This window comes from Xylella taiwanensis (assembly GCF_013177435.1).
Taxonomy (GTDB): Bacteria; Pseudomonadota; Gammaproteobacteria; order Xanthomonadales; family Xanthomonadaceae; genus Xylella; species Xylella taiwanensis.
In genome coordinates, this window is record NZ_CP053627.1 from 1,338,844 (window position 1) to 1,353,209 (window position 14,366).

Below are 14,366 nucleotides of genomic sequence, written 5' to 3' on the forward strand. Positions count from 1 at the left end.
ACGTGTATGCCTCATGCCATCTTTGGCGAGCTCGGAGCAGCAGTGTTTCAGATGTTCAGATCCACTATTAGTCCACAATTTATGAGGTAACCCGCAAAAGGAGCTGACCAGCCTCGCCTGCAAGGTTTTCTAGCAGAAATCCTCCACGATGACCGCAAAGAAGCTGGTGGAATCCGTACTCACGCAGCTACTCGGCAGCAAGCCTGCTGGTGGTGGCAAGAAGAAGTAATGTCGAATCGGCATAGATGCGTTTCAGGAATAGGGGTATCTCAACTTCCCGGATGGCCTTGGCCGAGCTCGAGTACTACTGAGTCGCCTGAGACTGAACCGCCCCCCCTAGGCCCATTGGGATAGCCGTGTCACTAGCCGCCATCTTTGGTGACTACAAGTCGAATTGGGGGTTTATCTCCAGCACAGCTCGGGGGTCGGTGTTCAGTCACTATCCGTGTGTCGATGCAATGTGCATCAGTGACGACTATCGACATCCCGCGTAGTTTCTACAACGCACAAGAGATCAGCATACTGCCCTATTCATTGATCGTATGTCCGGCTAATGCATCAACTCTTGTTTGAAATGCCGTTGCGCCAGTGATGGGCTTGTGTTTCAGCTTGAGCGAGCGTTAGGGCGTCATGCGTGTGTTGTGCAATGGGGCGCAATAGATTGCGTAAAGCGTGCGCATCATTTCTAGCGCAGGCCCTGGTAGCAACGAGTAATAAATGGTCTGCGCTTCACGCCGAGTGTTCACCACACCTTCTGCGCGCAGCACGGCTAGGTGCTGAGACAGTGCCGATTGGCTGAGCGCAACCAATGTGTTCAATTCCCCAACCGACAGCTCGCGCTCAGATAACAAGCACAGGATCATCAGTCGCTTGTCGTTAGCTAATATCTTCAGCAATTGCGCGGCTTCTTTGGCGCGTGTGCGCATCTGTTCAGCCAGTGCTGGCGTATGGCTGGTCAAGACTCTTCCTCCTTGTGTACTACACCACCAGCTTTACCACGCCAAGGGAGGATGCCACCGGCTAGCAAGCGTCCGCCAGTGATCCTCGATTGTTGCAGGCTTTCGGCGGCCAGTACCGTGCGGTACAGCACCAGCGGACGGCTGGCCAACGCTGGTATGGGATCTAGGATGCTATGGATGCGGAATTCGAGCACGCTGCTTGGGATGTTGAGTGCATTCGGCAAGTGTTCTTCCAAGTGTTTTGCTGGTTGTCGCACATCAATCGGTGTGTCCTTGGAGACCTGCATCGTGGCCAGCGCCGCCACTTTGATCTCGTGGATAGGTGATCGTGCGGTAGCGACCAGATTATCGACTGTCATCAGGATGGCTCACTCTTAAACAATTTTCATTGAATTAACTTGCTCTAATATTATTATCTTCTAATATTAGTGGCGCGGATGCTGGACTGTGTCCTAGCAGTGCGTCTCCTTGAAGCAAAGGACCATACAACGATGAGCACGGTTTTGGTACTGGGTGCGGGTATAGGCGATATGAATGCCGCCGATGCGCTACACGACGAACTTTCAAGTGAGCACCGCGTTGTTGTGCTCAGTGAGATCGCGATTTTCTCCTTCACCCAGTGGAATCAATGGGGCACGGTCGGTTGGTGTGCGCCTACTGAGGTTCAGCGCGATGCCAGTGGCTCTCTGGTCAACCAAGGCATAGACCTGCTGAGTGGTGGTGGGGGTATTGAACCAGGCAATGGTCGCGTGCTTCTGTACTACATCGCAGAGATATTACCGGCGCTTTTTTGCCAATTCTTGTCCAGTGGTGATGAGTGCCGTACTAAGTGCCAGTTGTTTTGGTGCCGCTTACGTGTTCGCGATGATCTGAGACGCCAACCTGCGCAAGTGCAGGCAGCGCGACTGTGTGGTGCTGTCGGTGTTCACCGGTTTTGGTGCGATGGGTGGTGTGGACAGGCTGAGCAACACGCGTGGCTTCCCACCAGTGACACCTGTACTAGCGTTACCCGACCTAACACACATCCATTGGGTTCTGTTCAACCACTCTGCTGTTCAAGCGCCCGGGGTTCGTCCAGGGCCGTGCGTTTAAGTGAGGCCCTGCCAGTGATCGTTCGGCTCTGTCTGTTCCGTCCCTGGTATCTTCTTTTTTTGTCACTGGCATTCGCTGCTTGTAGCAGCCAGTCGGCACCACTGACGCCACCGGCGCCGCCGGTCCTGAGTACTGTGCCTGCCCGTACCATGGCCGACCGAAGTTTGGTTTCATGGGATGGGGTGGTCGAAGCGGTACGCCATGCCACGCTGTCGTCGCAGACCAGTGGTCGCGTCGCCGGGGTATACGTGGACATCGGTGATCACGTTGCTGCTGGTGCGGTCCTGCTGCGCCTGACGGCGGTTGAACAGCAGGCCGACAGCCATATTGCACAGGCCGAGTTAGCCGCTGCCCAGGCACAGTTGGCACAGGCTCAGGCGTATTGGAAGCGGATCGAGGCGCTGGCACCGAGTCAGTATGTTTCTCGTGCTCAGGTCGATGTGGCCCGCACTGCATATGATGCTGCCCGTGCTAACCGCGACGCTGCTCATGCCCGGTTGATCGGCACCGGTCAACAAGCGGTGTACACCGTGGTGCGTGCGCCGTATTCCGGAGTGGTGGTGGCGCGCAATGTTGAGGTCGATGAGACGGTTGTTGCTGGGCAGCCATTGATGGCGATCTATGTGCCTGGAGGAACACAGATCGATGTACAGGTGCCTCAGACTGTGGCTGACACGCTGCGCGCACAGCCGCAGGCGCGCGTCATCCTCGCCACTGGACGCACACTAGAAGCTGCCCGGGTCATTGTCCATCCTCGTGCTGATGCCACCACGCATACTGTCGGCGTGCGTGTGCTGCTGCCCCTGGATGCGCAGGCGATTGTGCCAGGCACCACCGCTAAGGTTGTGTTCCCTGGCGGGGCGACTCAGGCGGCTACGCCGTGGATCCCGGCGGCCGCGCTGTTCCTGCGTGGTGAATTGGTGGGTGCTTATGTGGTGACGCCGCAGCGCATCGTACTGCGCCAGTTGCGTTTGGGTGAGCGCCGTGGAGATCAGGTTGAGGTGTTGGCTGGGATCGGTCTCGGTGAGCGTGTTGCTGTCGATCCGCTGCAAGCATTGCAAACGCTACAGGTAATGCGGCGGGTGCGTGGTGTCGGAGCGGGCCGTGATGAGTGACGTCTCTTCCTCCCGCCTCGGGCTCGCTGGCCGTCTCGCCGCGACCTTCCAACACAACCCGTTGACCCCGGTGCTTGCGCTGCTGGGCCTGTTACTCGGTTTGGTCGCAGTCATGATCACGCCGCGTGAGGAAGAGCCTCAGATAGATGTGACCATGGCCAACGTGAGCGTTACTTTTCCAGGTGCTGATGCACACCAGGTCGAGCAGTTGGTGGTTACGCCTTTGGAACAGCGTCTGTCGGAGATTGAGGGACTCAAGCACGTCTACTCCACCAGTCGCCCTGGACTCGCAATCGTCACCGTTGAATTCAAAGTCGGTGTGCCGCGTCAGGTTGCTTTGGTACGTCTGTATAACCAGGTTTGGTCTAATGCCGATTTATGGCCTCGTGATCTCGGTGTCGGCCAGCCGGTGGTCAAACCCAAGGGCATCGACGACGTGCCGGTGATGGCACTGACACTATGGAGTGACGATGCGCAGCGTGGTGCACTCGAACTTGGGCATATCGCACACACGCTGGAGAGTGAGCTCAAACGTATCCCTGGCACTCGCGGCATCGACACGATCGGAACGCCGGATCGCGCCGTGCGCATCACTCTAGATCCGGCGCGGATGGCGAGCTATGGCTTGGCGTTGGACGATCTTACGGGTGCTTTGCGGGCAGCCAATGAGGTCCATCTGGCCGGTGAGCGACTTGGCATTCAAGGGGTGGTTCCTGTCACCGCGGGCCAGTTTCTGGCCGATCGCAATGCAGTCGCTGCCTTAGTCCTTGGTCTGCAGGAGGGTAAGCCGGTACGTGTGGTTGATGTGGCGACTGTCGATGATGCTGCTGATTTGCCGTTGCGCTACGTCTGGCATGGTGCTCCACCCGGTCGTGCCGGCCCAGTGGGTGGTCCTGCGCCGGCCGTCACTTTGGCGATCGCCAAACAACCGGGCAGTAACGCCGCTGATATCACCGCCGCGGTGCGTCAACGTGTGGAAGCGTTGCGTGGCGAGCTTATCCCAGAGGGGGTACATGTCAGTGTTACTCGGGATTACGGTATCACGGCGACCGACAAGGCAGAGAAGCTGATCCACAAGTTGGTTTTCGCTACTTGTTCGGTGGTGCTTCTGGTCTTGTTCGCACTGGGGTGGCGCGAGGCGCTTGTGGTGGGTGCTGCCGTGGTTTTGACATTGGCGCTTACCTTATTTGCCTCTTGGGCGATGGGCTTCACTCTGAATCGTGTCTCGCTGTTTGCGTTGATCTTCTCGATTGGTATCTTGGTTGATGACGCTATCGTTGTTGTTGAAAACATCCACCGCCATATGGTTCAAGGCGTCAGGACGTTGCGCGAGGCCATTCCATTGGCGGTAGATGAGGTGGGTGGTCCAACTATCTTGGCGACGTTCACGGTGATTGCCGCGTTGCTACCGATGGCGTTCGTTTCTGGGTTGATGGGCCCATATATGCGTCCGATCCCGATCAACGCCTCGGCAGGCATGCTGTTGTCACTGGCGGTTGCGTTGGTGGTGACACCGTGGTTGTCATTGAAGCTGTTATCGCGTCACATGCCGGCGGTGCCTACCAGCAGCGGCCATGATCCCGCATTGGGTCGTATGGCCGCACGGCTGCGCCAAGTGTTTGCATGGGTCATGATGCCGTTCCTTGATCTACAGCGTGGAGCACGCCGGCGACGTGGGCTGTTTGCTGTGATTGGTGTGCTCGTGGTGCTTGCCGGTGCCTTGGCCGTGATCGAGGTTGTGGTACTGAAGATGCTGCCGTTCGACAATAAGTCTGAGTTGCAGGTTGTTGTTGACCTTCCCGAGGGCACGCCGCTGGAGAGGACCAATGCGCTGCTACAGGATCTGGCTGCAGAGATCGACAAAGTACCGGAGGTGCTCGATTACCAGGGCTATGCGGGTACCTCCGCGCCGATCAACTTTAACGGTCTAGTACGGCAGTACTTCCTTCGTAGCGGTACGAATGTCGGCGACTTGCAGATCAATCTGGTTGACAAGCATCTCCGTGCGCGCCAGAGCCACGTGATTGCACGTGGGCTGCGTCCCGTGTTGACCGGGATTGGTGCCCGCTATAACGCTTCGGTGAAGCTGGTCGAGGTACCGCCGGGCCCGCCGGTGATGGCACCGATTGTCGCTGAGTTGTACGGTCCGGACGATACTGTCGGGCGCCAGCTTGGCCGTGCGTTGGAGCGAACTTTTGTCAAAACAGCTGACATCGTTGATATCGATACTAGCGTCGAGGCCGATGCGCCACGCGAGGTGTTGGTGATCGACCGGGTGCGTGCTGCACGTTTGGGGGTGTCACAGTCGCACATTGCCCAAGCCATCGCCACTGCCATTGGTGGTAGCGACGTCAGCAATCTGCTTGATCAGGGCAGTAAATATCCTCGGCCGATTCGTTTACGTTTACCCAGTGCTGATCAGGCCAGCCTGCAACGCTTGCTTGCTCTGCGTGTGCGCGGTAGCGACAGCCGCTTGGTACCGTTGTCGGAGCTGGTTGAAGTACAGCACCGTAATTGGGATGGAGCGATTCAACACAAGGACCTGTTGCCGGTGGTTTATGTCATCGGTGATGCATCTGGGCGGCTGGATAGTCCGCTGTATGGCATGTTTGATTTGGTGGGCCAATTGCGGCGGGATAGTGTTGCTGGCGTCCAGTTGCAACAGCACTTTTTTACTCAGCCAAGCGACGTGAGTGCTTTCAGTGTCAAGTGGGATGGTGAATGGCAAATCACCTATGAGACTTTTCGTGACATGGGCATTGCCTATGCTGCCGGCTTGGTGCTGATCTATCTGCTGGTCGTTGCTCAGTTTCGCAGTTATGCGGTACCGCTGGTGATCATGGCGCCGATCCCACTGACTGTGATCGGGGTGATGCCTGGCCATGCTCTGCTTGGCGCGCAGTTCACCGCCACATCCATGATCGGCATGATCGCTCTGGCCGGGATTATTGTGCGCAATTCGATTCTGCTGGTGGATTTCATTAACCATCTTGTCGAACGTGGCCAGCGCTTGGAGAGTGCGGTGATTGATGCATGTGCAGTACGTGCCCAGCCCATTGTGCTGACTGCGTTGGCGGCAATGGGTGGAGCCTTCTTCATTATCGATGATCCTATCTTCAACGGCCTGGCGATCGCGCTGATTTTTGGCATTATGGTCAGCACCGTGCTCACGTTGGTGGTGATTCCATTGTTGTACTACGGTTTGCTTACACGCCGTCAACGGGACGCCACAAGCATCCCGCTTCCGAGCCCGTGATGAATGCTACCTCTGGCACCGTGTTGTGTTGAATTGTGTGTTTACCTTAATACGTTAAGGTTGATGTACATGGATAAAGCGTTGGACTTGGTACACCTAAGTTTTTAGCGACCGGTTTATTTGCTGTCGGTCATTTTGGATTTATGGCTGAACTTGTGATCGCATTGCCGAACGACTTCCAACGACGCACGACGAATGGTGTTAGGTTATCGGTTATATGCCAAAGGTCATTTGGTGATCTGTTTTACGTGACTTAATGTTTCAACTAGAAAAAGCGAAATTATTTTAGGGTCGGATTACGTAGACGCAACGCGTTTGCATAGCACTCCTGTGCATGGGTCACGTTACCCTGGGCGGCGTAGTTGTGGCCGAGTTCCTCCCAGGCTTCTGTACCAGCTCCTTTGTCAACGGCACAACGCAAAAAACCCTCGGCCTGGGTGTGTTGTTGCTGCTGACGTGCCAATCGTGCCAAGGTCAGCAGCAAGTTGGGGCTATCGGGGTGTAGCGTTAGCCAGTGTTCGGCACTGGTTTGGCGTGAGTTGTATTTTTCCAAGGGTAACAAACCATATAGGCGTATCAGGTTTTCGTCCCAAGATCTGTCCAAGGCTTGTTCCAGGCTCTGCATTGCTGCATCTTCCAAGTGCAGTGCCGTTGCTCGGGTAGCATATGTGCCGACGATATTTGGGTGTGTTTTTAGCGTCTGAGGCAACGCTTCCCACTGTTCAGCCAGAACATGAGCATCCTCAGCTTGATTTAGTAGATGCTCGATAACCTCATTTTCGAGGGCGACATAGTGAGGTTTTGACAGCACTCTTTGTTCCCTTAACGTGCTGAGGTGGTCATAGGCTTCGTCAGCACGTCCGATCTGTACCAGTGCGCGGGTGCGTATCAGCAAGCTTCGTGGGGGTAAGGGGTGTGCTTCTGGGGCGTCCAAGGCATTAATCGCATCATGAGGGCGCTGTTGTGCCAGCAATCGCTCACTTTGCAGTAGTGCATGTGTAATCGGATCGTGCTTGGCGAGTTTTTGTGTCAATTCGGTGGCTGTATCCAGATCACCACGCATATCAGCCATGCGGATTGCTGCTGTGAGTGCAATTGCACTGACTTGCGTATCTTCGCTGGCGGCTATCAGTAACCGCTCGGCGAGTTGCCAATACCCATGATCGGCATTGCGTAGGCCCTCGATTAAGTGTGCATACCCTTGCTTGTATTGGTAGCGCTCCCAAATCCGGAACGGTAGTGCGATCAGTGACCGCAGCGACCACAGCAGCAATAGTGTCAGCAGTAGCAGGATGACGGCTTGTGGCACTGTCGTGATGTAGTCATTGCCTCCGAGCCGCATCACGACATCACCCAAGTCGCGGCTGGGCTGCTGCGATAGCCATTGTGCGCTGAATATGCCCAGGATTAAGAGGAAGAACAGCAGGGTGAGGTTACGCAAGATATTCATTGGTGGTGACTTCCCTGACGCATGCTTTGTAATTGCAGAAGTGTGGTGCCTAGTTCTGAACGTGTGGGACGCAGATCGGCTTTCGCTAGTAAAGTGAGTTCCGCATGCCGTGCACGCCGCGCCGCCGAATCTGGCCACAATCGTTGCATCAGTGCATCAATCCGATGCAGTGCTGCGACATAGCTGGTCAGGTCGTTACGTTCGACCGCTGCACGAACCAAGCTCAATTCAATCTGCAATGCGTCTTGTGCACTCTGGCGCTCAGAATCGGCGAGTAATACCGGGCTATGGGAGGGAGTGATACGCACCAACGGCGACAGTACCTTATGCCACCATGGCTGTATATTGGCGGTACCCGCATTAGGATGTTGGGGCAGTTGCTGTAAGGCTTTGCCGAAACGTTCTAATGCCGCATTGACCCGCGTTTGCGGGCTTTCGCCCAGAGTGTCTAGTGCGTTGCGTTCTTGAACCAAGGTCTGGCGCAGGTTGAGGTAGCCGGGATCATCAAGGCCTTCCAAGGTGGAGGCCGCTAGCGCATAAGCGCGGCGTGCTCCGTCCAGGTCGCTAGCAATTGTCAAAAGCTGTTGGCCCAGGCGCAGTAGGGTTTCGATTTCATCTAGACGTAATGCTTGAGTGCCGTGCCGATTCGGATCGGACAGCCGCGCCACGGTCTGTTCCAACAGGGCGCTGCGCTGGCTTAAACCGAGTATTTCATCGCGCAACACGCGGTTAGTATCGTCCACGTCGCGCAGACGTTTGTAGGCAAAATCCTGCCCGCTACGCAGCATTTGCAGTGTCTGGTTCAGGCTTTGCCAGTGTTGCTGTTCTTCCAGTTGTGCTTGTTGCGCAGCATTGGACTGAGCTTGCCAGTATCGCCAGCCATACCAACTCATCATCCCAAACCCTGCCAGCGTCAGTAGCAGTATCAGCCAGAGCCAGGGAATACGGCGTAGGGTAGAGGGCGCGGTCTCGTTCATTATCGGTGGCTTCCTTAGGGTACTTTGGCACTGCCGCAAGCTAGATGTCATTGTGCTGTTTTATCAGGTCGAAAAGCTGCTGCTGTTGCTGCCAACTGGTGTGCTAATGGTCCTGTGGCGCGATAAACGGTGGTGAACCCTTTGGCGCGTGCCAGATCTTCTAGGCGTGTGCTTGCTGCAATCACTGGACGTTGGTATAGGATTGTTCGCAGCTCCTCGGGCCATTGTGGCAGTAATAGTGCCAACGCTTCGGCGCTGCTTAGTGCAAGCATGCTACGTGTGGCGGTGCGTTGCAGCGCATCCAAGGCGGCTGTGCGCAGACGCAACGGCTGACGCTCGTAGACGTCAGCACGATGTAACCGTATGCCACGTTCTAACAGCTTCTGCGGCAGTAGACCACGGCCTCCAGGGGCGGTAATAAGTCCGACTTCGGTTGGGGGCTGCTGCGCAAGTAAGGCGAGTAGCCCCTCACTGTCCATTTGTGTTGGATGTAACACGTGTGCAATGCCACAGTGTTGTAGCACCCGTGCAGTGCTTGCACCAACGCACAACCACACTTGTCCAGGTGCAGTACGTAGTGGTTGTAGTGCATGTGCTGCACGCACTGCTTCCGGACTGGTGAAGACAAGTGTTGATGCAGTTAATGCTGAGGCCAATGCGGCGCGTGTTTCTGGACTGTCGCGGTGTTTTAATCGCCACGGGGATAGTGCGATTAGCCCTCCGCCGTGCCGTGCGACGGCACGGCGGAGGGCGGCATGGTTGTTTGCCGGACGCATCGACAACAAATACCATGAGGCGGAGTCTTGGCTTGATCGGGTCATGGTGTGCATTATGGGTCGCCTCTTCGTTGAATGGCGTTTGTCCACGCAGTTCTTATGATGAATTCACGACCGAGTTGGATAAGTGGGTGCCAGCTTCATGAAGCGCTAATATGTGTCGTGTGGCCTAACTTAATGGAGCGAAGATGGCGTGCACAATTGAAGCTAAATATCCATGGGGATGGTTACTGCTGGCGATGCTAGCCTTAGTCGACAATGTCATGGCGATGGATCGTTTGCAAATGCGTGCTTGGGAGGCAACTCTAGATGCTTATGTTGCTGCAGTGCGTTGGAGCAACTTCGAGGACGCTGAGGAGATGCTTGACCCAGCTTACCGTCTTACCCATTCGCTGACTGATTTGGAACACTCGCGCTACGCGCAGGTACAGGTCTCCAGCTATCGTGAGTTGCGCACCAGTCTGCAGGCCGATGGCATGGTGCTACGTGAGGTGGAGATCGGAGTAGTTGGGCGTAATAGTCAAGCTGAACGCAAAGTTCGCTGCACTGAACGCTGGCGCTGGGACACGGGGCGTAAACAATGGTGGCTTGTCTCTGGGTTGCCGGACCTGTGGCAGGGCGAGTGAACCTGGTTTGGCTTCCCCTGCTTGCTATCGAGTTATGCGACAATCCCTCGTTCACTTCCATTAATCCTGTAGATCCGTGAATCTTGAAGAGCTACAGGCCTTCGCGGCCAGCAATCCGATGCTTTCGCTGGCTTTCGTCGGTCTGACCCTTGCGATTGTGATTACAGAAATTGCCCTTCTGTTCCGCAGTTATACTGCGTTGAAGCCTGCTGATCTGACTAGATTGATCAATAGCGAGAATGCCTTAGTCTTAGATTTGTCACCTAGTAGCGATTTCGAAAGGGGACATATTGCTGGTAGTCGCAGTGTGATTGAGAGTAAGTTTGATCCTGAGAGCAAGTTGCTGCTAGGCGCTAAACAATCCCCATTAGTTGTGGTGTGTCGTAATGGGCATATTTCTGCAGCGGCAGCTAAACGTCTTAAGAAGGCCGGCTTCGAAAAAGTCTATTGGCTTGACGGGGGTATTGCTACTTGGAAAATGGCTGAGATGCCACTGATCAAGGGGCGTACCTGAATCCACGGACTTTACTGGGATGGAACTGTCCATCATCAGGTACAGCACTCATGTGATACTCCCAATGTGCTTGCTACTCCCCACATCATTTACCCAAACCATTTCTGGAGTTAGAAATGTCCGACGAAATTACCAACGGTGCTACTAAACCGACTGAAGCTATCGCTGGCCCTACTTTTACTATCGAGAAGATTTACATCAAGGATGTTTCTTTTGAGGCACCGAATTCGCCGACAGTCTTCAATGAGACTGCCCAACCAGAATTACAGCTCAATCTGAACCAAAGAGTGCAACGCCTAAACGAAAACGCCTTCGAACTGGTGTTACATGTGACATTAACTTGTACCGCTGCAGGAAAAACTGCTTATGTGGTTGAAGTACAGCAGGCCGGCGTGTTTGGCCTATTCGGCTTGGATCAACAGGCGATCGGTGTGTTGCTTGGCACCCAATGTCCGAACATATTGTTCCCTTATGTACGTTCGTTGGTTAGTGATCTGATCCAGGTAGGCGGCTTTCCACCATTCTATTTACAGCCGATTAATTTCGACGCCCTATATGCTGAAACCCTACGCCAAAGGGCTCAAAATGAAAAGGAAGGTTCGCAGGTCACTTCCAAACCAGCTGGTAACGCTTAAGTTTTGGTGCATGTTGCAAGGATGAGCGATCCGAAGCAGAAAATCGCTGTTCTTGGTGCCGGCTCTTGGGGAACTGCTCTTGCGGCATTAGTTGCTCGGCATACCTATCCGACCATATTGTGGGGCCGCGATGCGCAAGTTATACAGAGCATCGACATTAACCACCAAAACTTCCGTTACTTACCTGGGATTGTGCTTCCTCAGACGCTGCGTGCCACTACCGACTTGGCTGCAGCGATCTCAGGGGCTGACTGGATTTTGGTCGCAGTACCCTCTTATGCATTCACTGAAACTTTGTGGCGACTGGTTCCATTGCTCTCAATCGGTGTTGGTGTTGCTTGGGCAACCAAAGGTTTCGAACCAGGATCTGGTCGTTTCCTGCACGAGGTGGCTCGCGAAATCCTTGGGCCGGATGTACCGTTAGCAGTAGTCACGGGCCCGTCCTTTGCTAAAGAAGTTACCCAGGGTCTACCTACAGCGGTTACCGTACATGGTGAAGATACACGTTTTACCCAGATTGTGGCCAATACGATGCATGGTCCGATGTTCCGTGCCTATACCGGCAACGACGTGATTGGTGCTGAGCTTGGTGGGGCAATGAAGAATGTGCTGGCAGTAGCTACTGGCGTGGCTGACGGCATGCGGTTAGGCATGAACGCGCGTGCTGGCCTAATTACTCGTGGACTCAATGAGATGCTACGTTTGTCTGCGGCCATAGGTGCTCGACCGGAAACGCTCATGGGTTTGGCTGGTCTTGGCGATCTAGTACTGACTTGTACTGGTGACTTATCGCGTAACCGTCGCCTAGGCTTCGCTTTGGGGCGTGGACAAAGTCTGTCAGATGCGATACGTGAGATTGGTCAAGTTGTTGAGTCTGTGCAGACCTCCGATGAGGTAATGCGCCAAGCTGAGCAGTATGGTATCGAATTGCCGATTTCCGAAGCGGTACGTGCTGTTCTACGTGAAGAAATAACCCCAGATGCTGGAATGAAAGCCCTGCTCGCACGCGAGCAGAAGCCAGAATACCTTGATATTCTGTTTAATATCCGAGATAGGCCGCCCCGTCTTTAAGCTGCGATCAATGTCTCCACCGCCCATGGGGAAGGCATATATCGACTTTGCCTAAATAAAAAAAGAAGCCCGATCCTTGGATCGGGGCCTCTTCCTCAAAATGTGGCACGAGATAAAAACGTGCTTGTTGGTCAAGGGTCAGGATACTGTTTACCAGCTGAAACGTGGCCCGACTGACCATTCTTTGGCGCCTCCCTTGCCTAGTTTCATCTGGCCGTCCAGGGACCAATGTTGGTCGAACTTTGCTTGGCCACCAAGGAGACCATAGAACTGGCTGTCTGGTCTGATTCCATTCTTTTTAAAGTATTTCTCATAGCCAGTTAAACCATATACTACTACATGATCACCAAATGCAGTGTTCAAACCAACTTCAGGATTAATACCGTTAAAATTGGGGTTTGAGCTGTTTTGATTAAGCCTTTTGTACGCTATGCGTGCTATAAGATCGGTGTGGTCAGCGATGGAATAATTATATCCCAAACCAAACCGCCACTGTTGTTGCTTCAAATCGCTGCTACGGAACTTCTGCTTAGTGTAGTCACCGAACACACTCCAATTCGGATGAAAGGCAAAGGAGCCTTTTAAGGCCCAACCCTTGGCGTTTTCATCAGCTTTCGTCCTTACGTAGTCACCCTCGACGTAGTTATAAGACAAACCTTGAGCAGCCGAAGCAACGAAGGGAATAGAGGAGAGAAGGCCGAGAACCAAGAGGGAAGTCTTCATATTGATTACCTGTACTTTAAAAGTGATGTGACAACTTAAACTCTAGGGAGCGTTAGCACTTAAGTATGAATTGTCCATATATGTAACAGAATGATTACTGAATACACTAGTTGAAATAATATAAGTTGAAAATAATTAAGTCAAGTTTTGAGGGCGGGGGTACCAACGCTAGATCTGTTGTTGTGTCAGATACTTTACTTGGTGTCTTGCTCTCAAGATTGCAAGAGCATCTACTACGTCTGAGATATTAAACAATTAAAATATTAAGTAATGATGCCACGCATGGGGCTAGACTTTACTCTGCGCCTGCTTACTTTCCATCATCTTTAATAGCTATCGAGTTGACGGGCAACCGCTGTTGTTTAAAGTACTCAAAGCATTTGCGCATTTTTCAGGTTACAAGACGAATTGGCGTCCAAAGCTGAGTTGGGAAGGGGCATTGTGCAGCAAAGTCAAAGGATATTTCACTTCGGGGATTATCGACAAGGTGCCGTCCTGATTGCTTCTAACAGTTAGCTAATCAGGGGGATCTGGAAAATTCAATGAATCAATCGTGTAGTTTTCCTGTCAGTTGTGAAAACGTAAGCTATCCAAGAATCAAAATAATCGGTAAGTGCATTTCTCAATTTCATAAGTCCAATGAGTTACTCCTAGGACTTCTCAGCAGCGACAGTCAGTTATTCGTCGTCGCACGAAATAACCACATTGTCCGTGTGGGGAATTGTTCTTCATGCTTGTCAAAAATGTCATTGGACATTCGGAATACGCCATTCTTCCAGGAAACTGCCAGGGAGCCTGTCATGCATCAAAATGCTTAATGGGGATGTCAACAATCGGGAGTGTCTCAACAGAAGTAATGATGAAAACATCCAACCACTCTCGCTACATCGTTAATACTAATGATGATGAAGAATATCGTATTCCGACCTATCCAAATCATTTCGAGAAAGGCGAAGTTATCGAGTAAATGGTATGGGGGAAAGAGGTTGAAATGAAGGACTCGCCCGCGAGGAAGCACGTATATACCGCGCTTCGAGTTATTGAAACATATCATGGTCAATGGGAAGTGCTTTATCGCCTTGTGCTACCACTTTCTGGTTGGAGAGGGTCCCAAACCTGCCACATAATCCGCATAACCCGGAGGACGTGAACAGTTCTGCGAATGATCACAC

The 14,366-nt window shown here is 53.4% G+C and carries 13 protein-coding genes; 7 read left to right on the forward strand and 6 right to left on the reverse strand.

Annotated features, from left to right (window positions below):
* Positions 1-620: 620 nt before the first annotated feature.
* Both PLS229_RS05780 and PLS229_RS05785 read right to left on the reverse strand, forming a co-directional pair.
* Positions 621-926, reverse strand: coding sequence for an ArsR/SmtB family transcription factor (locus PLS229_RS05780; protein WP_051482325.1), 306 nt, complete (start codon positions 924-926; stop codon positions 621-623).
* A 29-nt stretch (positions 927-955) separates the two neighbouring features.
* On the reverse strand, positions 956-1,318 hold the full coding sequence (locus PLS229_RS05785) for a rhodanese-like domain-containing protein (protein WP_051482320.1): 363 nt from the start codon (positions 1,316-1,318) through the stop codon (positions 956-958).
* 132 nt (positions 1,319-1,450) lie between these two features.
* Here PLS229_RS05785 and PLS229_RS05790 point away from each other — a divergent pair, with 132 nt between their 5' ends.
* Together PLS229_RS05790 and PLS229_RS05795 are read left to right on the forward strand one after the other, a co-directional pair.
* Positions 1,451-3,166 (forward strand): efflux RND transporter periplasmic adaptor subunit, encoded by a 1,716-nt coding sequence (locus PLS229_RS05790; RefSeq protein WP_051482321.1) that lies wholly within the window; start codon positions 1,451-1,453, stop codon positions 3,164-3,166.
* A complete protein-coding gene (locus tag PLS229_RS05795; protein ID WP_038271305.1) occupies positions 3,159-6,422 on the forward strand; it encodes an efflux RND transporter permease subunit in 3,264 nt (1,087 codons plus the stop codon). The genes PLS229_RS05790 and PLS229_RS05795 overlap by 8 nt, the downstream gene beginning before the upstream one ends.
* A 280-nt stretch (positions 6,423-6,702) precedes the next feature.
* On the opposite strand, the gene PLS229_RS05800 is transcribed toward PLS229_RS05795, so the two are convergent.
* Genes PLS229_RS05800 through PLS229_RS05810 form a run of 3 tightly spaced genes read right to left on the reverse strand, consistent with a single transcriptional unit; the run spans position 6,703 to position 9,670 of the window.
* Complete coding sequence (locus PLS229_RS05800) at positions 6,703-7,872, reverse strand: heme biosynthesis protein HemY (protein WP_038271306.1); 1,170 nt, start codon at positions 7,870-7,872, stop codon at positions 6,703-6,705.
* Entirely contained in the window at positions 7,869-8,849 is a 981-nt protein-coding gene (locus tag PLS229_RS05805; protein WP_038271307.1) for a uroporphyrinogen-III C-methyltransferase, read from the reverse strand. The genes PLS229_RS05800 and PLS229_RS05805 overlap by 4 nt, the downstream gene beginning before the upstream one ends.
* A 47-nt stretch (positions 8,850-8,896) precedes the next feature.
* Complete coding sequence (locus PLS229_RS05810; protein ID WP_038271371.1) at positions 8,897-9,670, reverse strand: uroporphyrinogen-III synthase; 774 nt, start codon at positions 9,668-9,670, stop codon at positions 8,897-8,899.
* A 143-nt stretch (positions 9,671-9,813) separates the two neighbouring features.
* Here PLS229_RS05810 and PLS229_RS05815 point away from each other — a divergent pair, with 143 nt between their 5' ends.
* The 4 genes from PLS229_RS05815 to PLS229_RS05830 all read left to right on the forward strand — a co-directional run bounded on the left by PLS229_RS05815 (position 9,814) and on the right by PLS229_RS05830 (position 12,471).
* On the forward strand, positions 9,814-10,251 hold the full coding sequence (locus PLS229_RS05815; RefSeq protein ID WP_038271308.1) for a hypothetical protein: 438 nt from the start codon (positions 9,814-9,816) through the stop codon (positions 10,249-10,251).
* Positions 10,252-10,327: 76 nt separating this feature from the next.
* Positions 10,328-10,765, forward strand: a complete 438-nt coding sequence (locus PLS229_RS05820) for a rhodanese-like domain-containing protein (RefSeq protein ID WP_038271309.1) — start codon at positions 10,328-10,330, stop codon at positions 10,763-10,765.
* Positions 10,766-10,881: 116 nt separating this feature from the next.
* Positions 10,882-11,400 carry a protein-export chaperone SecB gene (secB, locus tag PLS229_RS05825; RefSeq protein ID WP_038271310.1) on the forward strand — a complete coding sequence of 173 codons (519 nt, stop codon included), beginning with the start codon at positions 10,882-10,884 and terminating at the stop codon, positions 11,398-11,400.
* Between the two features lie 21 nt (positions 11,401-11,421).
* Positions 11,422-12,471: an NAD(P)H-dependent glycerol-3-phosphate dehydrogenase gene (locus PLS229_RS05830; protein WP_038271311.1), complete on the forward strand. Its 1,050-nt coding sequence runs from the start codon at positions 11,422-11,424 to the stop codon at positions 12,469-12,471.
* A gap of 150 nt (positions 12,472-12,621) precedes the next feature.
* Here PLS229_RS05830 and PLS229_RS05835 read toward each other — a convergent pair whose 3' ends face one another.
* On the reverse strand, positions 12,622-13,194 hold the full coding sequence (locus PLS229_RS05835; protein ID WP_038271312.1) for an OmpO family porin: 573 nt from the start codon (positions 13,192-13,194) through the stop codon (positions 12,622-12,624).
* 730 nt (positions 13,195-13,924) lie between these two features.
* Between PLS229_RS05835 and PLS229_RS05840 the strand changes: the two genes are divergently transcribed.
* Positions 13,925-14,161 carry a hypothetical protein gene (locus PLS229_RS05840; RefSeq protein WP_152536622.1) on the forward strand — a complete coding sequence of 79 codons (237 nt, stop codon included), beginning with the start codon at positions 13,925-13,927 and terminating at the stop codon, positions 14,159-14,161.
* The last annotated feature ends 205 nt before the right edge of the window (positions 14,162-14,366 follow it).